The 21,981-nt window shown below is 67.1% G+C and carries 20 protein-coding genes; 10 read left to right on the plus strand and 10 right to left on the minus strand.

Annotated elements, in window-relative coordinates; translation table 11 throughout:
* Positions 1–22: 22 nt before the first annotated feature.
* Genes ILT44_RS15790 through ILT44_RS15800 form a run of 3 tightly spaced genes read right to left on the minus strand, consistent with a single transcriptional unit; the run spans position 23 to position 2,097 of the window.
* Entirely contained in the window at positions 23–1,453 is a 1,431-nt protein-coding gene (locus ILT44_RS15790) for an NAD(P)-binding domain-containing protein (RefSeq protein ID WP_204240563.1), read from the minus strand.
* Positions 1,454–1,471: 18 nt separating this feature from the next.
* Positions 1,472–1,726: a DUF1127 domain-containing protein gene (locus ILT44_RS15795; RefSeq protein ID WP_204240564.1), complete on the minus strand. Its 255-nt coding sequence runs from the start codon at positions 1,724–1,726 to the stop codon at positions 1,472–1,474.
* A gap of 53 nt (positions 1,727–1,779) precedes the next feature.
* Positions 1,780–2,097 (minus strand): ArsR/SmtB family transcription factor, encoded by a 318-nt coding sequence (locus tag ILT44_RS15800; protein WP_204240565.1) that lies wholly within the window; start codon positions 2,095–2,097, stop codon positions 1,780–1,782.
* A 270-nt stretch (positions 2,098–2,367) separates the two neighbouring features.
* Between ILT44_RS15800 and ILT44_RS15805 the strand changes: the two genes are divergently transcribed.
* Entirely contained in the window at positions 2,368–3,450 is a 1,083-nt protein-coding gene (locus ILT44_RS15805) for a hypothetical protein (RefSeq protein ID WP_204240566.1), read from the plus strand.
* 785 nt (positions 3,451–4,235) lie between these two features.
* On the opposite strand, the gene arsB is transcribed toward ILT44_RS15805, so the two are convergent.
* From arsB to ILT44_RS15830, 5 genes are all read right to left on the minus strand, one after another.
* Positions 4,236–5,303, minus strand: a complete 1,068-nt coding sequence (gene arsB / locus ILT44_RS15810) for an ACR3 family arsenite efflux transporter (RefSeq protein WP_204240567.1) — start codon at positions 5,301–5,303, stop codon at positions 4,236–4,238.
* Between the two features lie 11 nt (positions 5,304–5,314).
* The gene (gene arsC / locus ILT44_RS15815) at positions 5,315–5,740 is read right to left on the minus strand and encodes an arsenate reductase (glutaredoxin) (protein WP_204240568.1); all 426 of its coding nucleotides are present in this window, start codon (positions 5,738–5,740) and stop codon (positions 5,315–5,317) included.
* Positions 5,741–5,795: 55 nt separating this feature from the next.
* The gene (locus ILT44_RS15820; RefSeq protein ID WP_204240569.1) at positions 5,796–6,152 is read right to left on the minus strand and encodes an ArsR/SmtB family transcription factor; all 357 of its coding nucleotides are present in this window, start codon (positions 6,150–6,152) and stop codon (positions 5,796–5,798) included.
* A gap of 33 nt (positions 6,153–6,185) precedes the next feature.
* The gene (locus tag ILT44_RS15825; protein WP_204240570.1) at positions 6,186–8,231 is read right to left on the minus strand and encodes an AAA family ATPase; all 2,046 of its coding nucleotides are present in this window, start codon (positions 8,229–8,231) and stop codon (positions 6,186–6,188) included.
* Positions 8,232–8,343: 112 nt separating this feature from the next.
* Positions 8,344–8,967 carry a hypothetical protein gene (locus tag ILT44_RS15830; protein WP_204240571.1) on the minus strand — a complete coding sequence of 208 codons (624 nt, stop codon included), beginning with the start codon at positions 8,965–8,967 and terminating at the stop codon, positions 8,344–8,346.
* A 527-nt stretch (positions 8,968–9,494) separates the two neighbouring features.
* On the opposite strand from ILT44_RS15830, the gene ILT44_RS15835 reads away from it, so the two are divergent.
* The 8 genes from ILT44_RS15835 to ILT44_RS15870 all read left to right on the plus strand — a co-directional run bounded on the left by ILT44_RS15835 (position 9,495) and on the right by ILT44_RS15870 (position 19,320).
* A complete protein-coding gene (locus ILT44_RS15835) occupies positions 9,495–10,124 on the plus strand; it encodes a hypothetical protein (RefSeq protein ID WP_204240572.1) in 630 nt (209 codons plus the stop codon).
* A gap of 2 nt (positions 10,125–10,126) precedes the next feature.
* Positions 10,127–10,579: a VPA1267 family protein gene (locus ILT44_RS15840; protein WP_204240573.1), complete on the plus strand. Its 453-nt coding sequence runs from the start codon at positions 10,127–10,129 to the stop codon at positions 10,577–10,579.
* 159 nt (positions 10,580–10,738) lie between these two features.
* A complete protein-coding gene (locus tag ILT44_RS15845; RefSeq protein WP_204240574.1) occupies positions 10,739–12,652 on the plus strand; it encodes an AAA family ATPase in 1,914 nt (637 codons plus the stop codon).
* A 188-nt stretch (positions 12,653–12,840) separates the two neighbouring features.
* Positions 12,841–13,713 carry a hypothetical protein gene (locus ILT44_RS15850; RefSeq protein WP_204240575.1) on the plus strand — a complete coding sequence of 291 codons (873 nt, stop codon included), beginning with the start codon at positions 12,841–12,843 and terminating at the stop codon, positions 13,711–13,713.
* Between the two features lie 207 nt (positions 13,714–13,920).
* Positions 13,921–15,939 (plus strand): AAA family ATPase, encoded by a 2,019-nt coding sequence (locus ILT44_RS15855; protein WP_204240576.1) that lies wholly within the window; start codon positions 13,921–13,923, stop codon positions 15,937–15,939.
* A gap of 122 nt (positions 15,940–16,061) precedes the next feature.
* A complete protein-coding gene (locus ILT44_RS15860; RefSeq protein WP_204240577.1) occupies positions 16,062–17,402 on the plus strand; it encodes a TIR domain-containing protein in 1,341 nt (446 codons plus the stop codon).
* A 405-nt stretch (positions 17,403–17,807) separates the two neighbouring features.
* Positions 17,808–18,035, plus strand: coding sequence for a DUF6894 family protein (locus ILT44_RS15865; protein ID WP_204240578.1), 228 nt, complete (start codon positions 17,808–17,810; stop codon positions 18,033–18,035).
* Between the two features lie 172 nt (positions 18,036–18,207).
* Complete coding sequence (locus ILT44_RS15870; RefSeq protein WP_204240579.1) at positions 18,208–19,320, plus strand: M20 family metallopeptidase; 1,113 nt, start codon at positions 18,208–18,210, stop codon at positions 19,318–19,320.
* 19 nt (positions 19,321–19,339) lie between these two features.
* Here the strand turns inward: ILT44_RS15870 and ILT44_RS15875 are convergent, their stop codons facing one another.
* Entirely contained in the window at positions 19,340–19,978 is a 639-nt protein-coding gene (locus ILT44_RS15875; RefSeq protein ID WP_204240580.1) for a MarC family protein, read from the minus strand.
* Positions 19,979–20,048: 70 nt separating this feature from the next.
* Between ILT44_RS15875 and ILT44_RS15880 the strand changes: the two genes are divergently transcribed.
* Positions 20,049–20,903, plus strand: coding sequence for a PP2C family serine/threonine-protein phosphatase (locus tag ILT44_RS15880; RefSeq protein ID WP_204240581.1), 855 nt, complete (start codon positions 20,049–20,051; stop codon positions 20,901–20,903).
* A gap of 75 nt (positions 20,904–20,978) precedes the next feature.
* On the opposite strand, the gene rnk is transcribed toward ILT44_RS15880, so the two are convergent.
* Complete coding sequence (rnk, locus tag ILT44_RS15885; protein ID WP_204240582.1) at positions 20,979–21,407, minus strand: nucleoside diphosphate kinase regulator; 429 nt, start codon at positions 21,405–21,407, stop codon at positions 20,979–20,981.
* Between the last annotated feature and the right edge of the window lie 574 nt (positions 21,408–21,981).

Consider the following 21,981-nt stretch of genomic DNA (forward strand, 5'->3'; position numbering starts at 1 on the left):
CAGGGTTCGACACTGGCTGATCTCAGCAGCAGCCAGATCGTTCCGCAACCTTCTCCGGCGCTTTCCCGGGGCCACAGCCACAGCCCGACTTGCCCTCGGCCTTGGCGTCGGCATCGGCGGCACAGCAGGCATCGACCTGCGCCGGGGCGGGGCCGCCGCAGCAGCCCGACGAAGCGGGCGCCCCATCGGCCGGAAGGCTCGTCGAGCACACGCCGGTTTCCGGAAGGACGAGGTGGATGTCGTCCGCCGCCGCGAGGTCGCCGGCGATGGCAGCGACGACCGAACGCACCTGCTCGTAGCCGGTGAGCATCAGGAAGGTCGGGGCACGGCCGTAGCTCTTGATGCCGACCGTGTAGAAGCCCGGCTCCGGATGGGCGAGCTCGCGGTGGCCGTGCGGCGGCACCGACCCGCACGAGTGCAGGTTCGGGTCGATCAGCGGCCCGAGCGCCTTCGAGCTCTCCAGCCATGGATCCAAGTCGAGCCGGAGCTCACGGGTAAGGTTGAGGTCCGGGCGCTGCCCGGTGGACACCACGATCCGGTCGACCGGGCCGAGTTCGCGGATACCGCCCGCGGTCTCGCCTTCGACCATCACCTGATCGCCGGCCGCCTTCACGCGGGTGGCGGAGAAGCCGGCCACCAGGGTGACCCGGCCGCTGTCAACGAGTGCCTTGAGGGCCGACCCGAGCTCGCCGCGGGCAGGAAGCTGGTCGGCGCCGCCGCCGCCGTAGACCCGCATCAGGTTCTCGCCGCGGGTCGCCCACACGATGGAGGTCTCAGGGTTCCGTTCCGCCACCCGGGCGAGGTCGAGGAGGACGTTCGCGGCCGAGTGCCCGGCGCCGACCACCAGTGTAGTCTTTCCCTCGTAGATGGCGCGGTCGCGCCCGAGCACGTCCGGGATGCCGTAGGCGATGCGGTCCGCGTTCTCGGCCTCGCCCTCGGCGAGGATGCCGCCCGCGCCGAGCGGGTTCGGGGCCGTCCACGTGCCCGAGGCATCGATCACCGCCCGTGCCAGGTCGCGCCGGATCGCGCCGTTGCCGTTCGAGACGGCGAGGACGAAGGGCTTGGTCTCGTGGCCCTTGCTGAGGACCTTGTCGGCGCCCTGGCGGGTGATCGCCTTCACCGTGGCGCCCGTCTCGATCACGGCCGCCACCGCGGGTGTCTCGGCGAGCGGCTTGAGGTAGGCCTCGTACAGGTCCGATCCCGTCGGCATCGCCTTGCCCGCCGGCTCCTGCCAGCCATGAGCCTGGAGCAGCGCGCGCGCCGCCGTGTCGGTGTTGTATTCCCACGGCGAGAACAGGCGGACGTGGCCCCAGTCGCGGACGTTGGTGGCGACGGCGGCGCCCGCCTCGTAGACCCTCACGGGGAGGCCCCGCTGGATCAGGTGGGCTGCGGCGGCCAGTCCGACCGGGCCTGCGCCGATGACGGCGATGGGGAGGGTATCAGATGAGGTCATGGGAGGACTCCTTATCGGTTAGCAGCAGGAGGCAGGGCGGGGGGAAAAGCCGTCGCGCACGCGCTCGACAAAGACGCGGCCGTGGCAGCACAGGATCTTGAGCATCCGCGAGGGGTCGCGGTGGCGGGGCTGGGCCAGGACGGCGAGGACGTCCGCTCGCTGGAGGCCGATGTCGCGCAGGAGATGATCGTCCAGTTCACTGAGGGCGACGACGTGCCGACGGTTCCGGGCCGCGCGGGCGAGATGGAGGACGAAGGGAAGGAAACCGGGCATCTGTCACTCCTTTTCGTATTTCCGGTACTATGGAAATACCAAGCAAAAATAAATCAGGCGGCGTTCTCCGCCTGGGTTCCGCATCCGGCGTCGGCGCAGCACTCGTCGACCAGGAAGCCGATGAGGCCATTCATCGCCGGGTAGCTGGCCCGGCAGATCAGGGTCGTGGCCTGCCGCTCCTGCGTCACCAGTCCGGTCAGCAGGAGCCGCTGCAGGTGATGCGACAGCGTCGACGGCGGGATGCCGAGGCGCTCCTGGATCTGCCTAACTGGCAGGCCTGCTTCCCCTGCACGGACAAGGGTGCGGTAGACCTGGAGCCGGGTGGTGTTCCCGAGCGCTTCGAGCTGCTTGGCTGCTTGTTCGACGTTCATGGAAATAAGATGCGCCGGTTCCCGCCGTCCGTCAAGCAGTATTTCTAGGATAATCGAATTAACGCGGTTGGCTTCGCGTGATGCACCTGCGGGAGACGGCAAGGCTGGTGTTGCCGGATGGCTTATCCTAAAGCCGGAGGGATGTTTGAACGTGGACCTTTCTCCCCCTGCCCGAAGTGCCGCCGCCCGGACAGCTTCGGTCTCCTTCACGGCGGCGATCACAGTCTGACCATGCGGTGCAAGGCGTGCCGACACACGGAACGCGAGCAGTTGCCCGCTCTCGACAAGAAGGTCATCTACCTTGATCAGTTCGCGTTCAGCGAGCTTTTCAAGATCAAGGCCGGCACGCGGCGGGCCGATGCCCACGACGCCTTCTGGCGGGAGCTCTACGACAAGGTGCAGCGGGTTCTGCTGTTGCAGCAGGTCATCTTCCCGACATCGGATGTGCATTCCAGCGAAACGATTGTGTCGCCGTTCTCCAGCGACCTTCGCAACGCGTGCGAGGCGATTGGCGGCACCGCCTCGCTCATCGACACCGACGAGGTGTCCCGCAGGCAGGTCCGGGAATGCTTCGAGGCCTACCGCCAGAACCGGGCCCCGAGCTTCTCCCTCGATGTGGACGACGTGATGTCCACGCAGCGCAACGCCTGGCTTCCGGACATGCGGGTCTTTGTGAACGCGGACTACAGTCGGTTTGCCGAGGGCCTGCGCGACAGTATCAACCGGGATGCGGAGCGGATGGCTGCCCCGATTGAATTCTGGCGGGAGGAGCGCCCGCCCTTTGAGAAGATCCTGCAGGCGGAGCTCGGAAGCTTCGGATCGGGGCGCTTGGATGTGCTGCGGCACCTGTTGGACCTGAAGGACCAGGTGGAGCAGTCGAATGATCCGCTCGCCATCCTTGGCGTTGCGGGCCATCCGGTTTTCCGGGAGTTCATGGAGCTGCTTCGCGTCTTCGAGGCCGACGGCCTCGATCAGGCCGCGGCCACGGTGGAGGTCGCGCGGTTCTGGCACTGGCCTGGCAATCGGGAGCAGCCGCGCCATCGCATCACCGCGTACCTGTTCGCCGCCATCGCCCGGAAGATCGTGGCGGGTCAGCGCAAACCGCCAACCCGGGGCTTCATGAATGATGTGTCGGCAATCGCATCCTACGCCCCCTACGTCGATGCCATGTTCCTCGACAAGGAATGCGCGGGCCTTCTCCGGGAGACACCCCTCCGGGAGGACCTGAAGCTGCGGGCCCGCATCTTCTCGCTGAACACGCGGCAGGAATTCCTGGATTATCTTGACGAGCTCGGGGATGCCGCATCAGACGAAGTGCGCCGCTATTCGAAGCGGCTCTACGGGACGAGCTGACCTTTTAGGTGAACCGTGTGCGGTGACCGCATGAGTTCCGGTTGAGAGCAGGACCCCGTCGATCTGCGCCTTCAACTCCGCGCACGGCTCCGTGCCGTTTCAAGGCAGAGAGTGCCAAGGCTTGTTTCCAAGACGTTCGAAATATGCTGGGCGGACTCATTAGGACGCTAAAAGGTTAATCCGTCAGATGTCCATATACTTGGCCAATGACGCTTAAGAAGTATTTGGCAATGGCCATATTGACTTACTAATTAAAATAGCAATGCAGTAATTCTCGACTACAAGGAGCAGCATTATGACAGGGCACAAGCCTCGATTTTTCCTCCATTGCGAAGATGAGAACGGAGTTTGTGATTGCGCGGGAGGAGGGGCCGGCCTCAAGGAAATAGAGGTCAGAACAAGAACTGAAGATAATGTTCTAGTAATGGATCTCTCAGAGTATAATGCGACTCCCAGGTTGGGAAACGCCGATAAGATCGCGGCAGTCAGAATACATATTCATGGCAGCGAAGTTAATATCTTCGCGATATATGATGATCCAATGATGACCGCCACAATGTCGTGCTGCACCGGGTCAGGATGCACCTGTTATGCTTCAGGATGCTATTGCTAGGGGCGCATGATAACCGCACGCTGCTCCTGCCGCATGGCTGACAGCGGCGCTTGAACCCACAGGCTGAGTTGCATGACTTCCATGCCGGGGTCGTGCCTTGGCCTCGACATCATGGTCGAGACCAAGAGGGTTGGAAGACAGCACGTTCCGCCAGCAGCCTGAGACCACGGATTTATTCCCCGGCGATAACGGTTGGAGTAGACCCTGCCGTTTTCCTGGCACCGCGCTCGTACCAGTCCTGGCTGCGGTTCACGATCCAGACGACCGACAGCATCACCGGCACCTCGATCAGGACGCCGACCACGGTCGCCAAGGCTGCCCCGGAGTTGAACCCGAACAGGCTGATCGCCGCGGCCACCGCCAGCTCGAAGAAGTTGCTCGCGCCGATCAGGGCGGAGGGGCCGGCGACGCAGTGCTGCTCCCCAGCGACCCGGTTGAGCAGGTAGGCCAGCCCCGAGTTGAAGTAGACCTGGATCAGGATCGGCACTGCCAGGAGGGCGATGACGGTCGGCTGCGCCAGGATCTGCTCGCCCTGGAAGCCGAACAGCAGCACCAGGGTGGTGAGAAGCGCCACGAGGGACACCGGTCCCAGGAGGCCGAGCAGGCGCGTGAGAGAGCCTTCGCCGCCCGAGGCCAGGAGGTGGCGCCGGACGACCTGCGCCACGATCACCGGGATGACGATGTAGAGCACCACCGACAGCACCAGCGTGCCCCAGGGCACGGTGATGGCCGACAGCCCCAGCAGCAGGCCCACGATGGGGGCAAAGGCCACGACCATGATCGCGTCGTTCAGGGCCACCTGGCTCAGCGTGAAATGAGGCTCGCCCTTGGTCAGGTGGCTCCACACGAACACCATGGCGGTGCAGGGCGCGGCGGCCAGGATGATGAGGCCGGCGATGTAGGAGTTGATCTGGTCCGCGGGCAGGTACGGTTTGAAGAGATAGCCGACGAACAGCCACCCGAGCAGGGCCATCGAGAACGGCTTCACCGCCCAGTTGATGAACAGCGTCACGCCGATCCCGCGCCAGTGCCGGCCGACCTGGCCGAGCGCGGCGAAGTCGATCTTGAGCAGCATCGGGATGACCATGAGCCAGATCAGCACCGCGACGGGCAGGTTGACCTTCGCGACCTCCATCGCGCCGATGGCGTGAAAGACACCCGGCATCACGTGGCCGAGGGCGATGCCGGCCGCGATGCACAGGGCGACCCACAGGGTAAGGTAGCGTTCAAAGACGGACATGCGGAGTTCCTTCAGGCGGTGGCGACCTGGCGGCCGTGCTCGTCGATCACGCGCTCGCCGTCTTCCTTGACGAACTCGCCCCGCTGCGGCGGCAGGAGGTCGAGGACGGCCTCGGATGGGCGGCACAGGCGCACGCCCTCGGGCGTCACCACGATGGGTCGGTTGATCAGGATCGGATGCGCCATCATGGCGTCGAGAAGCTGGTCGTCGCTGAGGGACGGATCGTCGAGGCCGAGTTCCTTGTAGGGCGTGCCCTTCTCGCGGATGACCTCGCGGACCGGGACGCCCATGCGAGCAATGAGCTGGCGCAGCAGGAGCCGCGTCGGCGGGGTCTTCAGGTACTCGATGACATGCGGCTCGATCCCGGCGTTGCGGATCAAGGCCAGCGTGTTGCGCGACGTGCCGCAGTCCGGGTTGTGGTAGATGATGACATCCATGGAAGAGACCTCAGGCCGAGTGGGAATAGGCGGGGAGCACCATGATGCGGAGCCGTCAGCCATCGGCGGTCTCCTTCGGAGGGCAGCAGGGTGTCAGAGTGTCGAGAAGGGGCGCGCAGACCTCGGGATGGCCACCGCAGCAGTCCTGGAGGAGGAAGGTCGCAACCTCGCGGAAGCGGGCGAGGTCGGCGCGGTAGATGATCGAGCGGCTGCGGCGCTCGGACCGGACCAGCCCCGCGCGCGAGAGGATGCCGAGATGGCTCGACATAGTGTTGTGGGGGACGGCCAGCTCCCGCGCGACGTCGCCTGCGGGCAGTCCGTCCGGCTCGTGCTTCACCAGAAGGCGGAACACGTCGAGACGGGTCGACTGGGCAAGCGCCGCGAGGGCCAGGATGACGTCCTCTGATTCCATATGTCGAGACATATGGACATATAACGCTCCGTGTCAATCCTGTTCACCGGCGCCCCGGTCCTGGCGCAAGCGGGGTGGGCGGGGGCGTCCGGCGCCTTGCGGCGCTGGAGTGGCCCCCACGCTTTGGCCGGCGGCCTTTCTGCCGTGGGCTTCGACGATGCGTCGGACCTCGTCACCTGAGAGATACCTTGCCGCCAGGAGCCGGTCGGCCACGGCCTCCACCGCCGCGCGGTTGGCCTGCATCACCGCCTGTGCCTGGCCGTAGACCTTCACCGCTTCGGCCTCGATCAAGTTGCGCAGCGCGGGGTCGAAGCGCAGCTCGTTGTCGGCCCGCTCGGCGGGGGCGCGGTGCACCAGGCTGGAGCCGAGGCCCCACGTGACGTGCAGGGCCGCGAGGGTCCGGGTCACAGTCTCAAGGTCGGCCACGGATCCGATGGTCGGCCGGGCCAGGACGGTTTCCTCCGCGGCCCGCCCAGCCAGCTGAACCACCAGCTCAGCCTCGATCTCGACCCTGGTGGGATTGCCGCCGTCCCGGCGGGTGAGCCCCGTCTTCCCGCCCGTGTCCCCGTGCCGGATGATCGAGACGTGGCGCAGGTCATGGACGCCCATGACCACGGCGGCGACCGCGTGCCCCGCCTCGTGGACGGCGGCGACGCGGATCGCGGAGGCAGGCCGGTCATCCGGTGGTGCGATCACAGCCCGCAGGTCGTCTTCGCTCATCCCGCGTCCGGCGAGGCGGGCCCGTTGGCGGGCATCCCGGACCCAGCGGGCCACATCCGCCCCAGAGGCCCCACTCCCCAGGCGGGCGAACGGCAGCATGTCGTGGCCTGGCAGATCGTTCCCCATGTGCGTCCGCAGGATCTGCGCGAGGTCGGCTTCGGAGGGAAGCGGGATGTGGATCCTGCGGTCGAGCCGTCCCGACCGCACCAAGGCCGGATCGAGGTTCTCGTCATTGTTGCAAGCCGCCATGACGATCAGGCCGTCGCGGCCGTTGGCCGGGGAGTCGAGCAGGGTTAACAACGCGTTGCAGAGGTTAACCCACCAGTCCCTGTGGCGGCTGTCCACGGATTGGCGGTTCGGGATCGAGTCGATTTCGTCGATGAAGAGGAGGGCCGGCCGGGTCTTGACCGCGAAGGCGGCCGACATCGCGGACAGAACGTCGCTGAGATAGCCCTGGTTCGACTGGAGCCAGGCCCCGACGTTTGTGAACGTGAGAGGGAGGCGGCAGGACCGGGCGACCGACCTGGCGAAGGTTGACTTGCCGACCCCGGGCGGCCCGACGAGCAGAAGACCGCGCGGGAGTTCGGCGGCCGAGATCACGCCCCGGCGAAAGTCCTCGACGTCCCGGGCAAGGCCAAGGGCCCAATCCCGGGCTTCGCCATAGCCGGCCAGTTCCTCGACGGGCGGGACGTCATCAACCACCGCGGTCCGGGCGTCCCGGATGGCCATCAGCCGGGCCAGGGAGTCCTGGGCCGAGGTCCCTGGCCGGACCGACAATGCGATGTCATCGATGTCAAGCGTGACCGCGAGATCATCTGGCACCTGATCAAGCGTCTCGCCGGTGACGATCCGGATCACCCGCCCGAGCGTGGCGCCGTCGAGCGGCCGGATGGTGAGCACCTCATCCGCGGCGGCCAGGAGCGCGCTCGGCAGGTAGCGCTGCGGGTCGTGGGAGACCCCGACGATGCACCCGCCCCGGGCCAGGAGGCTGACAATGGCGCCGTTGCCCCGGGTTGCCAGGTGGGTCTTGTCGGACCCGTCGCGCACGACGAGGACCTGCCCCGCGGCGTCGATCTCGTGCGGCTCCGCTCGGTCGATGAAGGTGGTGAAGCAGCCGGGCCTGGCCGCCCGCCGGAGCGCCCAGTCCAAGGCGCTGCACCACATTGCGGACGGCGGTCGGATCACCACGGCGAGGGGCGCTCCCCGGCGGATCCGCGCCACGAGATCATCGGAGATCGCCGCCCTGAGGGCGAGGAGCGCCGCCATGTGGTCAGCCCGCCGCACGGTCGAACGGGCGGAGGATGGCGGCCGTTCGGTCCCCTCGCCGAAGAGTTCCTCGAAGGTGTGGCTCGTTTCCATGTCGTCTCCCTATGGCGCCGAATCCGTCAGGCCCGGCTCCTGGCCGGGTCTTCCGGTTCGCGAAGGTGTGGGGCCCGGCCGGTCCGGGCATGATGCTGAGGGGCCCGTGCCGTCAGGGCTCCGTCCTGCGTCGCCGGACGGGCGTCTCCGGTCCCAGCGGCGCCAGGCTCAGATCGAGCTCGACGAGATTTCGGCACGCCAGCGCCAGGACCGCGGCGACCCCGTCGCAGCCCCGCACGACGGCCGCGACCTCGATCAGGGAAGCCACGCCCGCCTCTTTGAGATGCTGGAGGATGCGCACCTGCTCGGGCGCCGAAACATGGTGGTTCCTGCATCCCCACACGGTGCGGGCATTCAGGACCAGCGGGGCCAGGGGCGCCCCGGGGGCCTCGCGCAGCTCATAGGGCAGCCCGAGGTCCGCGTGGGAGGCTCTCACCCCGTCGAACCAGGCCTGCCTCACCCTGATCTGGACCGGAGGGTAGATGTCGATGGCACAGGTGCGGTCCTCATACTGGACGACGACATCGGGGCGGTGGGCGAGAATCTGGTTCTCGATCCGGATCGCGACAGGCTCGGCCGGGGCCAACGTGAGGACGGCCGGATCGAGGCTGGCAACGACCAGGAAATCCCGGACGGCGGCGTTGCGCACGGGAATGGCGCATCGGGCTTTGGCACTGAGGAAAGTGGCGTTGGCTGTGCCGAACGCGTTTGAGCCAACAGGCGGGGACTGCGCCATTACTGAACTCCACAGGCAAGTCCGCTCCCGCTCCGGCCAGGGCGAAACCCTGCACCGGGTGCGTCGAGCGAGGCGGCCCACCGGCGCCGAAGCGTCCCTGGGCCACACGTTTATGGGGGCTTGTCTATGGAACGAAAGGAGAACATTCCCTGCCGGCGCTGTCAACGGATTACCCTGGCCGCGACCATGACTCCTAAGGGCTACTCCTCCGAGCTTGGGCAAAAGACGCCCGCCCAGGATTGCCGGCGCTTGACAAAGGCCAAGCTTTTGTTCTCTGTTTGTTCCTGCTTGCCGCGACCGCGCGCTTCCGCTGGGGCGGGCGGCCAGGGTAGTACACCCGGATGCGCCGGCCCAGGATGCGGCGCACCGGGCGGTTCGGGATCTCACGGCCACCGCGCCTGGGCTTGCGCCGGGGCGGCATCCGCGGGCTCCGCGGTCACCGCCAAGGGTCCAGGGCCCTGGGCGCCCATGACCCGGCTTGCTCGGGCGGCACACCCTTAGCGTCTCCTTAACGCGAGCGTCAGAGAATGAGCGGCAGTCCCCATCCCACCTTCGCCACGCCGGTGCGCACCGCCCCGGGTGGCCGCTCCCGGCCGCCACCAATGCCAAACCGCCGCAAGGCCATTCCTCCGAAAGCCGGGCCCGCCGGCGCCGCCCGGTCAGGTGCCGCGCCGGCCAAGCGCAGGACGAGGCGCGTGCGGCAGCTGAGCCCGGAGGAGGTCGCCGCCATCGCCGAAATGATCCGCGACTGGGAGGAGCCGGGCTTCGGCTGGGAGCCGGTCTGCGCCGCGGTCCAGCGGCGCTTCGGCTACCGCTGGACCCGGCAGGCGCTCAAGGAGCACGCCCCGATCTACCGCGAGTTCGTCAAACGGTCGGATGTCGGCAAGGCGGTCCGCGGGCGCGTGCAGCGGGATCCTGCCGCGCAGCTGGAGCGGCGCACGGAATGGCATCTCAGGAACCGGATCGCCGAGCTTGAGCGCGAGCGGGATGCCCTGGCCCTCCGGATGGGCACCTGGGTTTACAACGCTCAGCGCATGATGTGGTCCCTTGCCGAGCTCGACAAGCAAATCCCCCCGCCGGAGAAGGCCCAGACGGACGGGCCGCACGCGCCGCAGCCCATGCGGCGCGAAAAGGTGGGACGCCGGAAGCAGAGGTGAGCATGACCGATCCGAAACCCCTGTCCGGCGCGGAGGCCGGAGCCGAAAACCTGGAGCGTCTGCGGCGGTATCTCGCCGCCCTCCAGGCCGAGGGCAAACCCCTTCCGGAGCGGAACGGGCGCGTGAACGTCTCCGCCGTCGCGCTCGCCTGCGGCTTCGACCGTCAGGTCCTCTACAAGAACCCGGCGGCCAAGGCGGAGCTCGATGCGGCCGTGGGCCGGATGGGCCTGGAGACGGGCGCGGCGGCCGATGGCAGCGACAAACCAGCGGCCGCGACGCCCGACCGCCGCGACCGGCGCATCCACCAGCTCGAACAGGAGAATGCCGCCTTGCGCGCCGAGGTGGCCGGCCTCCGGGAGCAGATCCGCCGCATGCGCCACGTCGAGGAGCACATGACCGAGAGCGGAAGGCGGGTCGCCGCCCTGTTCCCGTCCCTTGGTGGGACTGGGGAATGACCGTCCCTCGGAGCCGACCTGCGGACAGCAGGCCGCCGCGCGCAGGCGCTGTCGAAGGGGTCGCGCGCCAGCGCGACGCTTGCGCCAGCCCCTTCGCGGCGGCGAGCACGGTGGCATGATGGGAGCGGGTCGGCGGGACAGGCCACGCGGATGGGCGTCATGACCCGCGCCGGCGAAGCACGCGGGACGACCGCGCTCGTCCGGCACCTCGCCACGGATCCCGCCTTCGAGGGGATCGGCTATGCCCTCGCGGCGCGCCTGGCGGAAGCGTTCGGGGACGACCTGCCCCGGCGGCTGGCTGCGGGGGATCCGGCTCCCTTCGAGCCCATCGTCGGCGCGCGGGCGGCCACGACCCTTGTGGCGGCGTGGCGCGAGGACCAGGCGCGCAACGACATCGTGGTTTGGCTGGACGAGAACGGGCTCGACCCACGCCTGGCCGGCCGGATCGTCCGGCTTTGGGGCGCCGAGGGCGCGCGCCGGATCCGCGAGCATCCCTACGCGCTCATGGCCTTGGCGGACTGGCCGGCGGTCGACGCCGTGGCGCGCCGGCTGGGCGTCGCCGCCCGGGACCCGGCCCGCCTCGTCGCCGCGGTCGAGGCCGTGCTGTACGCCCGTCTGCAGCGCCAGCACACCTGGACGCCGCGGCCGGAGCTTGTCGCGGGGGTGCGGAGGCTCCTCGGAGGTTCGGTGGAAGGAGCTGAGGAGGCGCTCCGCCTCGCCGCGCACCACGGCGCCGCCATGCCGCTTGCCGACGGCTGGCAGCCGGCCGGCGCCGCCATGATGGAGCGGTTCGTGGCCGGGCGCATCCGGGAGATGCTGGACGGGCCGGGGATGGGCGACCTGATCGCCCGCGAGGTCGACGACGCCGAACTCGACGGCTGGCTCACCGGAGCGCGCGCAGCCATCGGGGTCGATCTCAACGACGAGCAGCGCGCCGCCGTGCGCCTGGCGGTCCAGGGCCGCTTCGGCCTTGTTCTGGGGGGCGCCGGGGTCGGCAAGACCACGGTGTTGCGGGCGGTCTGCGCCGCCAGCGAGGCGTTCGGCCGCGTCGTCCACCTGATGGCGCTCGCCGGGCGGGCGGCGGTGCGCATGCGCGAGGCGACGGGGCGTCCGTCCTCCACCATCGCGGCGTTCCTGAAGTCGTGCGAGGCGGGCCAGGTGCCGCTCGGGCCGGAGAGCCTCGTGGTCATCGACGAGAGCTCGATGCTGGACCTGCCCACGCTCTACCGCATCCTCAGGCATCTGCCCGACGGGTGCCGCGTGCTGCTGGTCGGCGACGAGGCGCAGCTGGGCCCCATCGGGTTCGGCCTGACCCTGCATGCCTTCGCCGATGTCGACCTGATCCCCAAGGTCAGGCTGACGCGCATTTACCGGCAGGCCGCGGCCACCGGCATCCCGGCGGTGGCCGCGGCGATCAGGACAGGGTCCCTTCCGCACCTGCCGGCCGGGTTCGGCCGCGGCGACGGGGTCGTGCTTGTCCCGACCCGCGGAGCCCCGACCGCCGCCGACGTGGTCGAGGTCGTGGCCTCCCTGGGCGGCTTTCGCGACGATCTGCGGATCCTCTCCCCCGTGAAGGGCGGGGATATCGGCACGCTGGCGTTGAACGGCCGGTTCCACGGCATCATGGCCCCGGGCCGGCCGCGCCTGTCAGGGCATGCGTTCGCGCTCGGGGAGCCGGTCGTCTTCGGCAAGAACGACTATCGGCGCGACTTGCGGAACGGAAGCCTCGGGACGGTGGTCGACGTGGCGGGCGACGTGCTGACCGTCGAGTTCGACGGGGTCCGCCATGGCTTCTCCGGGCCGGCGCTGCACGACCTGGCGCTGGCCTACGCCGTCACCGTGCACAAGGCGCAGGGGAGCCAGTTCCGGACCGTCGTGGTGCCCGTCGTTCCGACACGGCTCTTGGACCGCGCGTTGATCTACACCGCCGTCACCCGGGCCTCGCGCCAGGTCGCCCTTGTGGGCGACCGCGATGTTCTGGCGGCGGCGGTGGCCGCCACCTCCGCCGCCGCCCAGCGCCTGACCGGCCTGACCGGAGGCGGTTTCCTCCAGGGGCCGGACGTCCGGCGGTAGCCTCCGTCGCCGCCCACCCGGCCCCGCCAGGAGAGGGGCGCTTGCCGCGGAGCGGCCAGGCCTGTATCGGCGGCCTCTGGCACGGAAACCGGCTGGGAGGTTAGATGTCCGGAGGCTTGAGAACACGCGCGGCGTTTGTTCCCCACATCCGCCTGGGTGCGGCCCGAACCGTCCGGGAGCCGGCGCAGGTGACGAACCTGATCCACCGCGCCGCCACGGAGGACGAGGCCTGGATCGAGGAGATGACCACCAAGGTCGGTGACTGGCGCTCGCTGTCCCGGAGCGTCTACCTGCGCTGGGCCATCACCATCAACGCTAGCGAGCTTGCGGAGAGCCGCTACCGGGCCTTGGATCCCGACCAGGGCCTGCACACCACAACCTTGCGTGTCGTCGATGGCGCGCCGCGGCTGGTCCCCCTGGCCGTGTGGACCGGTCCGGAGGCCGCGGACAATTACCGCCAGACCACGCCGCTCATCGCGGCCTATGGCGTGGCCGACCTCTACGGAGCGCTGGAGGACATCGTCTTCGACGCCTACGAGGTGTTCCTCCGGCACCATCCCGAGACGATCATCCAGGGGCCGGAGTTCCTGGAGCTCCGCCGCCTGCACCGCAGGCGCACCGGCAGCGCCGAGGCGCTGCAGGCCTGGCAGGCGGCGTGGGCGGTGCGGTACGGCAACTGGCGGCGCAAGAAGGCCTATGACGGCCTTCCCCGCGTCCTGCGGGCCTTCTTCACCCAGGCGGGCCTGAGGCGGCCCAGCCAATACCGGCACACGGATATCGACGACTGGTGCCGGACGCTGGAAATGATCGCGGAGCTTCGGCACCACGTCGTCCATGGCATGGGCGCCGTTTCCGAGCGCCTCGCGGAGCTCAGCGGAACCCCGACATCGCTGACCTTCGACTTCGTCGCCGGCGCCCCGCTGGAGATCAAACTGCACCACCTGCAGTCCGTGGAGTGCTTCGCCGACCAACTGCTGACCGCGCTGAACCTCTCCCTGATCGAACGCGCCATCGGACCCGTCGCGCTGCCGCCGGAACCCTCCGGGCCTGGCCGGGGGTGAGCCTGTGCGGACGTCGCGGGGCCGCCCTGGACCGCGCTGACGGGAGTGCCTGGCCAGGGCGGAAGGCCCCGTGGTCCGGTGGAAAACTGCGCAAAGGAGACTTCAGTCCTTTACATTGGATCGTTTCTCGGTTTGTTCTGACGGCTGGCGGCGCACCGGGCCGGGATCGCACCGTGCCGCCCCAGACAATCGAACGCCGTTGGGGGCATGATGAAGCTTATCGGGTTTCGTGTTCAGAACTTTCGGTCGGTCGCCGACAGCGGCTACATCAGGGTCGATGACCTGACTGCGTTGGTCGGGCGCAACGAGAGCGGAAAATCCAATCTCCTGCTGGCTCTCCACAGCCTCAACCCTCCGGGTGGCCGCAAGGCCCTGTCGCCGATCAAGGACTTCCCGCGCGACCGGCGCCTGGCCGAGTGCACGGACGAGACGGAGGTGGTCGCGACCCGCTGGGAGTTGACCGAGGCGGAAACGCAGGCGCTCAAGGACATCCTCGGTGAGGGCAGCCGCATCACGGAAGTCGACGTGGGACGCCGGTACGGCAAGGCCAGCCTTTGGATCGGCCTGCTGGGCGCGAAGGCGCCCGTGGTCGCGGACAAGGATGTGAAGGCGGCCTTTCGCAAGCTTGATCCCGTCATCGTCGCCGAGATCGGCCGCGGCGCCGAGGACAAGCGGGACGCCGCCGCTGCGGCGTGGGACGCGCTGAAGGAGACCGACGACGTCTCCGACCCGAAGGCCTGGGCGGCCCGCCTCGAAGCGGGGGCGAAGGCCGTTCGCGCGGCGCTCGGACAGGCCGGGATCATCCTCGGCGACGCCGCCGACGAACTCCTGTCGGGCCTGGAGGAGAAGGCCGCCGCGATCACGGGATTTGACGAGGCTCTCCAGAAGGCCCGGAACGCGGTCGCCGGCTGGGTGCCCCTGTTCATCTATGTGGCGGATTTCCCGGAACTCAACGGCCACCAGGACATCGCCAGCTTCATGCACCGGCGGTCGCAGGGGCTGGAGCTGGACGAGGCGGAGCGGAACTTCCAGAAGCTGGCCAAGGTGGCGGATTTCAGCGCGGAGAAGCTCAATTCCCTCTGGCAGGCGGGCGACCACGAGACGCGCAACCAGCTGCTCAACCGGGCGGGGGCGCTGGTTTCGAAGGAGATCCGGCGCCTCTGGAAGGACCGCTCGCTCAAGGTGCGCTTCAACGTCGACGGCAACCACCTCGACACCCTGATTTCGGATCCGAACGCGACCTACGACGTCGAGGTCAACCTCGACGACCGCAGCCGTGGGTTCCGCTGGTTCTTCTCGTTCTACATTTCGTTCGCCGCCGACACGAACGGCGGCCAGGCCCAGGGCGCGATCCTGTTGCTCGACGAGCCCGGCCTCTACCTCCATGCCAAGTCGCAGGAGGACCTGCTGCGGCACTTCCGCCAGGATTTCGACAACCAGATCGTCTACACGACCCATTCCCCCTTCATGATCCCGGCCGACGACCTGGCGGTGGTCAGGACCGTGAACATCACCCAGGAGGCCGGGACCACGGTCACCAACGACCCGACCGGCGACTCCCGGACCCTGTTCCCGCTCCAGGCCGCCTTGGGCTACCACGTCTCCCAGACGCTGTTCATCGGCCCCGCCAACCTGGTGGTGGAGGGCATCACCGATTTCTGGATCCTGTCCTCGGTCAGCAGCCATCTCCGGTCGCTCGGCAAGACCGCGCTGCCGCAGGACATGGTCATTACCCCCGTGGGGGGCGCCGGGAAGGTGTCCTATATGGTCGCGCTGCTCTCGTCGCAGCAGCTGGGCGTGCTTGTGCTGCTCGACGACGAGAAGGCCGGCCGCGAGGCCCAGAAGGAGCTGGTGACCAGCCGGCTCGTGCGCGACAACGCGGTGATTTTCGTGTCGGAGGCCTTCGCCGAGCCGAGGGAGGCGGACATCGAGGATCTGGTCGACCCCGCGGTCTATGAGGAGCTTGTGCGGCACACCTACCGCAAGGACCTGAAGGGCAAGACGCTCAAGTTGAACACCAATGTTCCGCGCATCGTGAAGCGCTTCGAAATGGCCTTTGCCGAACTCGGGCTTGAGTTCAACAAGACCCGGCCCGCGCGGGAGTTCCTGACCCGCATGGCCACGGAGCCGGAGAAGATGGTGACGCCCGCAAGCCTGCCTGCATTCGAGGCCTTGTTCGCGGCCATTGACGGGCGTCATGGCCGCATGAGATCAGCGGCGGCATGAAGCGGTGAACTTCCGCGGACGCGGTCTCTGCCATCGGGCACAGGCCGCTTTCGCGAGGCGTCCGCATGATCGGCATCGGACTGGCACGCGGCACCGTGGCAGACACGTGAATTGGATGGGGCATGAAGGTCTTTTGGTCTTGGCAGAACGACGTTGCGAGGGACGAGAACCGCCACTTCATCAAGGCGGCACTCGACGAGGCCATCAAACAGATCGGTCAGGATCTTGACGAGGCCGACCGGCCTGAGCTGGACCACGACACCAAGAACGTTCCCGGAGCGGCGGAGATCGCACGAGAGATCCTCAACAAGATCTCGACATGCGCGGTCTTCGTTGCGGACCTGACCCCGATTGGCAAAACGGACAAGGGGAAGGCGCTGCCGAACCCCAACGTCGCCGTCGAACTTGGCTATGCCATGCACAAGCCTGGGGCCGACAAGGTCATCATCATCCTAAACACGGCAAGCGGCTATGATCCGGACGATCTCCCGTTCGACATCCGGCATCGGCGAGTGTTGACTTACGAGCTTGCCAAGACCGCGACGGCGAACCGGCGCGAGAGGGTGAAGGCCCGGCTCATCGAGGATCTCGCCGAGGCCATCCAGACCAACCTTGGTGAGCACCTTGAGGATCGTGCGGCGACGTCGGAATTTCCCTGCGAACCGGCGCGAGCCGATGAGCCGTCTATCTGGGCTTCAGCCAGGTCGACGATCAGTCACAACGACACGTTGGCGGCCAATCACACACGGGAGGTCCGGTTGGTTTCGGGGCCGCGAGGATACATTCGCGTGATCCCCGCGGGGTGGGCAAGCCGTCCGCCGTCGATCAGTGAGATCAAGGGCCTCAGTGATGGGGTGGCCGTCGAGGCGCCAAGCGATGGTACGATGGGCCAGGGCGACTATGGTCTCAGTGAGGAGGGCTTTGTCCGTTATTGGATCACCGGCGGCAACAGGGACGAGTCCTTCGAGACCAGCAACGTGGCCTGCTTCTTCAGTGAAACTGGCGAATTCTGGGTTCTGCACGGAACCGCCATCAGGGAGACATCGAGAGGCGCACAGCTCTACCCGAATGAAGTCATCCGCTGTTGGTCACGAACGATGCGTCAGGCGTTTGGGGTCTTGGACCGGTTTGGAGCGCTGCAAGCCCGCAAGGTCGAGGTTGGCCTGACGGGGCTTCAGGGCGTCCACTGGCCCGGTGTGTACGAGGCGGAACGGGTCCGCTGCCGCAAGCCCCGGTTTACCTTTCATCGCCAGAGCCGGGAGTGGGGTCATCAGGATCAGGTTGGCTTCCTGGCTGAGGCCTACAACGGGCTGCTCAATTTGTTCGGCATAAGGCACATGACTGAGGCCGAGTTCAAAGCTATCCTGTGGCAGTGGGATCCGGAGCGCCGGGTGGAGGAAGCCCAACAGAATGGGGCGAGCACCACCTTGTCATCCGGGGGCGGACATCAAATTTCGCGGTGAACTTTACAGCGCGGCAGAGGATGCATGCAAAAACCGCAAGAGTATCAGAACACTAACACACACAGTTAACTAGCATAACCCGGAATTCCCTTTCTAGGGTCAAACCACCCCATGAGAAGGCCGCCGGCATTTGCGGCCTTTTCATGGGTCGGATACCGCCAACCTAGCCTTGCGAAGTTGGCCTCGCCGGGCGCACCGGCCAAGCTGGCGCAGATGTCGGTCGCCTTGAAGGATAATGCAGCCAAAGCAACCAGATCATCTGTCTGCGAAAGCTGTTAGAGCAGACTTGGTATGCCCGCAAAACGGAAAACTTACCTTGCGTCACTGCACGGAAACTGCTCATTTAGGAGAAGTCCGGAAGTGTTATGACCCGGCAATTGAGAATATTTCCAAGGCTGCTTTTGCGTGCATTGTTATTTTCATCTCGTACACACGCATGAACGGATCCTGGATGAGACAGGCATAGAAGTCTCGGATCTGGAAGCAGCTCATTATCAAGCGCTCAAGGCCATCCAGGAACTCCATGATGAAGGAGAGTCCGACGAAGTCGACTGGCGCGGCTGGCACCTGGAGGTCACTGACGCGTCGGGGAAAGTCCTGTTCTCGATCCCGCTCGACGCGACACAGCACTGAAGCGCCCCGCTGAGGCAATCCTCCCTGCCTTCTGCCTTAGATGTTCGCGGGCCCTGCGACGACAGACGAGGCATGCGCTCTGAATGCGTGACACCGGGGCCTGGGAAAGCTATGAAGGGCAACGGCGGCGCAAGGCCGCCTTTTTCGTGAGCCTGAAAGTCCCAAAGCCGCCATGACCGCAGCATCCCTCGACACGCTTTTGACCTGGATTCGCACCGAGAGCCCGACCCATGACCGGGCCGGCGTCAATCTGATGATGGACCTCGTGGTCGCGCAGATGCAGGACGCGCCGGTGGCGGTCGAGCGCATTCCGGGGACGGATGGTCTTGGCGACGTCCTCGTCCTGCGCGCCGGTCCGCAGACGGCCGAGCCCGGCATCCTGGTGATGTCCCACCTCGATACGGTCCATCCCGTCGGCACCATCGAGCGCGACCTGCCGCTGCGGATCGAGGGCGACCGGCTCTACGGGCCGGGCATCTATGACATGAAGGGCGGCGCCTGGTTCGGCCTCGAGGCCTTCAAGGACGTAGCGCGCAAGGGCACGGCGGCACGGCCCATGGTCTTTCTGGTCACGCCGGACGAGGAGATCGGATCGCCGATCACGCGGCCCCTCATCGAGGATATCGGCCGCCGCTCGGCCTATGCCCTCGTGACGGAGCCCGCCCGCGACGGCGGCCAGATCGTCACCGCCCGCAAGGGCGTGGGCCGCTTCGACGTGCATGTGGAGGGAAGGCCGGCCCATGCGGGCTCGCGCCACAAGGACGGCCGCAACGCGGTCTACGAGGCTGCCCGCCAGATCCTCGCCATCGAGGCGATGACGGATTATTCGCGCGGCATCACCACGACCGTGGGCATGGCCTCCGGCGGCACGGCGATGAACACCATTCCTCAGCATTGCCGCTTCTCGGTGGACCTGCGGGTCGAAACCGTGGCGGACGGCGAGGCCGTGACGGCAGCGATCCTGGGCCTCAAGCCCGCCAACCCGGATTTCAAGGTCACCATCACCGGCGGCATGAACCGGCCGCCCTACGAGTGTTCGGAGGCCACGTCGAAGCTCTTCGACCATGCCAAGTCGCTGGCCGCCGAGATCGGCTTCGATCTCGTCTCCGCGCCCCGCGTCGGCGGCGGCTCGGACGGCAACTTCACGGCGGCGCTCCGCATCCCGACCCTCGACGGCCTCGGCATCGATGGGGACGGGGCGCATACGCTGCAGGAATACGGCCTGGTCTCCTCCATCGCGCCGCGCCAGAAGCTCATGACGCGCCTGCTGGAGACCCTGCGCTGAGCAGCGATGGCGTCGGCGGCTAGGCCGCCCAGCCGCGGATCAGCGCCAGCACGCCGTCGATGATGAACTGCACGGCAAGGCCTGCCAGGATCACGCCGAGCAGGCGGGTGAGCACCACGTTGCCGGTGACGCCGAGCCAGCGGGAGACGCGGTCGGCGGCGGAGAACACCACGAGGCAGCTCAGGATTCCCAGCGCAATCAGGATGAGCAGGGCCGAGAGATAGGCCACGTTGCCGTCGGCGCGGCCGGCCAGCAGGATCACGGCCGTGATGGCGCCGGGACCGGCCATGAGCGGGATCGCGAGCGGGAAGGCGGCGACGTTGCGGATGTGGTCCTCGGTGATGGCGATGTCGGCCGTGTGCTGCTTGCGCTCGTTGCGGCGCTCGAACACCATCTCGAAGGCGATCCAGAACAGCAGCAGGCCGCCCGAGATGCGGAAGGCCGGAATGCCGACGCCGAGAAGGCGCAGCAGCACCTCGCCGCCGAGGCCGAAGAAGGCTAGGATGCCGAAGGCGATCAGGCTCGCCCTGAGCGCCACCCGACGACGCTCCGACGCGTTCATGCCCCGGGTCAGCGACACGAAGATCGGCGCGAGCGCCACCGGGTCGAGGGTGACGAGCAGGGTCACCAGGGCGGCGGAGATATAGTCGAGGAGCATCGGCTGGACCTTCTTGCAAGCTTTGCGTTATGGCCTTCCCAGGGATGTTTGGCGAGGGGGCAGGGCGACGATGTTCACGGTTTTGGATCGGATCAGCTGGCCGGGTCATCCGGACAAGCCCAACGAGGATATCTGCGGCGTCTCGGGCGACTGGGCCTGGGTGATCGACACCTCGATCTTTCCCGGCACTGCGCCCGTCATGCACAAGAAGAGCGATGCGGCGTGGCTGGCGGGGTTTGCCGATGAGAGGCTCTCGAACCTTGCGCCTCACGCCGAGGACGGCGTTGCCCTGCTGCGCCACGTCATGGAGGAGGCCCGAACGGCTTACCGGGCCGTCGCGCCGGCGGAGCGGCATGAGGATTTCGTCGCTTGGCCGCTGGGCGCCATGACCCTGGTGCGCCGCAAGGGCAGCAGGCTCGACGCCTGGACCTTCGGCGACACCACGGCTTATGTCCGCCAGCCTGACGGCACGGTTTTGGTCTTAGGCGACGCTCCCGGCCTGCGCGATGCCGAAGCGGCGATGGCGGCCGAACTGATGCGGCAGTCCGGATCCAGGCCTACGGCCATTCTCGACGAGCCCGTCTTCCTCGCCTGGCTCGGGGAGCGGCGCGAGCGGCAGCGCAAAAGCGGCGTTCCGGCGGCTCTCCTGAGCCTCAACCCGGCCGCCGTCGGCGGGCTGCGGTACGAGACGGCTCCCTGCGAGAGCGGCACGGTGATCCTCCTCGCCTCCGACGGCTTCTCTGCGCTTGTCGATCTCTATCGGGCCATGGATGCCGAGGCCCTCATGGAAGCCGCTCTGGCGTCCGGGTTGGAGCCGTTGGTGAAGCTGGCGCGTGAGATCGAAGCGGAGCGCGATCCGGACGGCACGTTGTACCCACGGTTCAAGGCCAGTGACGATACCACGGCGATCCTGCTGAGGGTGTAGCCTGCCCGCCATCCATCCTGGCCGGCGCAGGGCCGGCCATGACGTGGGTGAGTATCTTCCCCAGCACAAGCCGGCTCAGATGGGCTCGCATTCCACCGCGGCGGGCTTGCGGACCTGCAAGACCGTCAGACGCCTCGTTTCACCGGTGCGCGTGGTCCAATCGATCGATTGTCCAAGCGGAAGCCCGATGAGAGCGGTTCCGATCGGCGTCAGTACCGAGATTTGTCCCTTCGAAATGTCGGCCTCATGCGGATAGACCAGGGTGACCGTCTGCACCCGTCCCGTCGTATCATCCCGGAAATCGATTTCGCAGCCCATATGGACGGCGTCTGCACGCTGCTTCCCTCCGGTCAGGATATGCGCCCGGTCGAGTTCCGCGCTGAGCTCACGCGCCACATCGGGCATCGTATGCATGGCCGCCTCGGCAAGGGTTGAAAGCTTCTCGTAATCTGCTGCCGTGATTGTGATCCTCGGCTTTGCGGCGCCGGCTGCTTGTCTGGCCATTCGTATCTCCTGTTCTCAAGGGTGCCGCAGCGCGGGACGCTGTGGCGGAAACCGGGATCGTCATCGGATTCCGGTGGATTGTGGGAAGGGTCGATGCGCTCGCGCATCGAAGGATGCCGGCCGCTGCACCGGCTATGGTATGCGGCGACCGAGAGTCCTGCTGGTCCGTTTCCGGATGGGATCCGGCTTTGCGGAGGGGGAGCCGTGCTTGAGGAGGCTAAAAGGCATGGCGCCATGCCGGAGCGAGCGTTCAGCCTCTCAGGATGCCAGCTGTCCAGATATTGTGGAGCGCCCCGAGCCCAGGGCGCGGACGCGCGTTGAGCTCGGGGCTACTTGCCCGCGATGAGGTTGCCTGCCCGATGCAGGCCGCGACGGTATCGTAAGAGGCTCAACATGATGCCCCGAGGCTCCTACACCTGGGTAGGTTTGTCAAACGGTGTCAGCGCCATGCAGGTTGCTTCAGGGACGATGCATCGGTCATATCGCAAAGTAGTTTTGTTCTCACTTTGTTCTTGACAGTTGTCCTAAGCTGGGCTATATCATTCCCTATCCCCGCCCTCGAGGGGCGCGCTCG

Source organism: Microvirga arvi (assembly GCF_016892765.1).
GTDB lineage: Bacteria > Pseudomonadota > Alphaproteobacteria > Rhizobiales > Beijerinckiaceae > Microvirga > Microvirga arvi.

Excerpts from the sequence above, each read along its gene's own strand:
- arsB (WP_204240567.1), bottom strand. The coding sequence starts at position 5,303 with ATGTCCGTCTTTGAACGCTACCTTACCCTGTGGGTCGCCCTGTGCATC.
- arsC (WP_204240568.1), bottom strand. The coding sequence starts at position 5,740 with ATGGATGTCATCATCTACCACAACCCGGACTGCGGCACGTCGCGCAAC.
- ILT44_RS15860 (WP_204240577.1), top strand. The coding sequence starts at position 16,062 with ATGAAGGTCTTTTGGTCTTGGCAGAACGACGTTGCGAGGGACGAGAAC.
- ILT44_RS15870 (WP_204240579.1), top strand. The coding sequence starts at position 18,208 with ATGACCGCAGCATCCCTCGACACGCTTTTGACCTGGATTCGCACCGAG.
- ILT44_RS15875 (WP_204240580.1), bottom strand. The coding sequence starts at position 19,978 with ATGCTCCTCGACTATATCTCCGCCGCCCTGGTGACCCTGCTCGTCACC.
- ILT44_RS15795 (WP_204240564.1), bottom strand. The coding sequence starts at position 1,726 with ATGCCCGGTTTCCTTCCCTTCGTCCTCCATCTCGCCCGCGCGGCCCGG.
- ILT44_RS15840 (WP_204240573.1), top strand. The coding sequence starts at position 10,127 with ATGACCGATCCGAAACCCCTGTCCGGCGCGGAGGCCGGAGCCGAAAAC.
- ILT44_RS15845 (WP_204240574.1), top strand. The coding sequence starts at position 10,739 with ATGACCCGCGCCGGCGAAGCACGCGGGACGACCGCGCTCGTCCGGCAC.
- ILT44_RS15790 (WP_204240563.1), bottom strand. The coding sequence starts at position 1,453 with ATGACCTCATCTGATACCCTCCCCATCGCCGTCATCGGCGCAGGCCCG.
- ILT44_RS15880 (WP_204240581.1), top strand. The coding sequence starts at position 20,049 with ATGTTCACGGTTTTGGATCGGATCAGCTGGCCGGGTCATCCGGACAAG.
- ILT44_RS15855 (WP_204240576.1), top strand. The coding sequence starts at position 13,921 with ATGATGAAGCTTATCGGGTTTCGTGTTCAGAACTTTCGGTCGGTCGCC.
- ILT44_RS15830 (WP_204240571.1), bottom strand. The coding sequence starts at position 8,967 with ATGGCGCAGTCCCCGCCTGTTGGCTCAAACGCGTTCGGCACAGCCAAC.
- ILT44_RS15800 (WP_204240565.1), bottom strand. The coding sequence starts at position 2,097 with ATGAACGTCGAACAAGCAGCCAAGCAGCTCGAAGCGCTCGGGAACACC.
- ILT44_RS15820 (WP_204240569.1), bottom strand. The coding sequence starts at position 6,152 with ATGGAATCAGAGGACGTCATCCTGGCCCTCGCGGCGCTTGCCCAGTCG.
- ILT44_RS15825 (WP_204240570.1), bottom strand. The coding sequence starts at position 8,231 with ATGGAAACGAGCCACACCTTCGAGGAACTCTTCGGCGAGGGGACCGAA.
- rnk (WP_204240582.1), bottom strand. The coding sequence starts at position 21,407 with ATGGCCAGACAAGCAGCCGGCGCCGCAAAGCCGAGGATCACAATCACG.
- ILT44_RS15835 (WP_204240572.1), top strand. The coding sequence starts at position 9,495 with ATGAGCGGCAGTCCCCATCCCACCTTCGCCACGCCGGTGCGCACCGCC.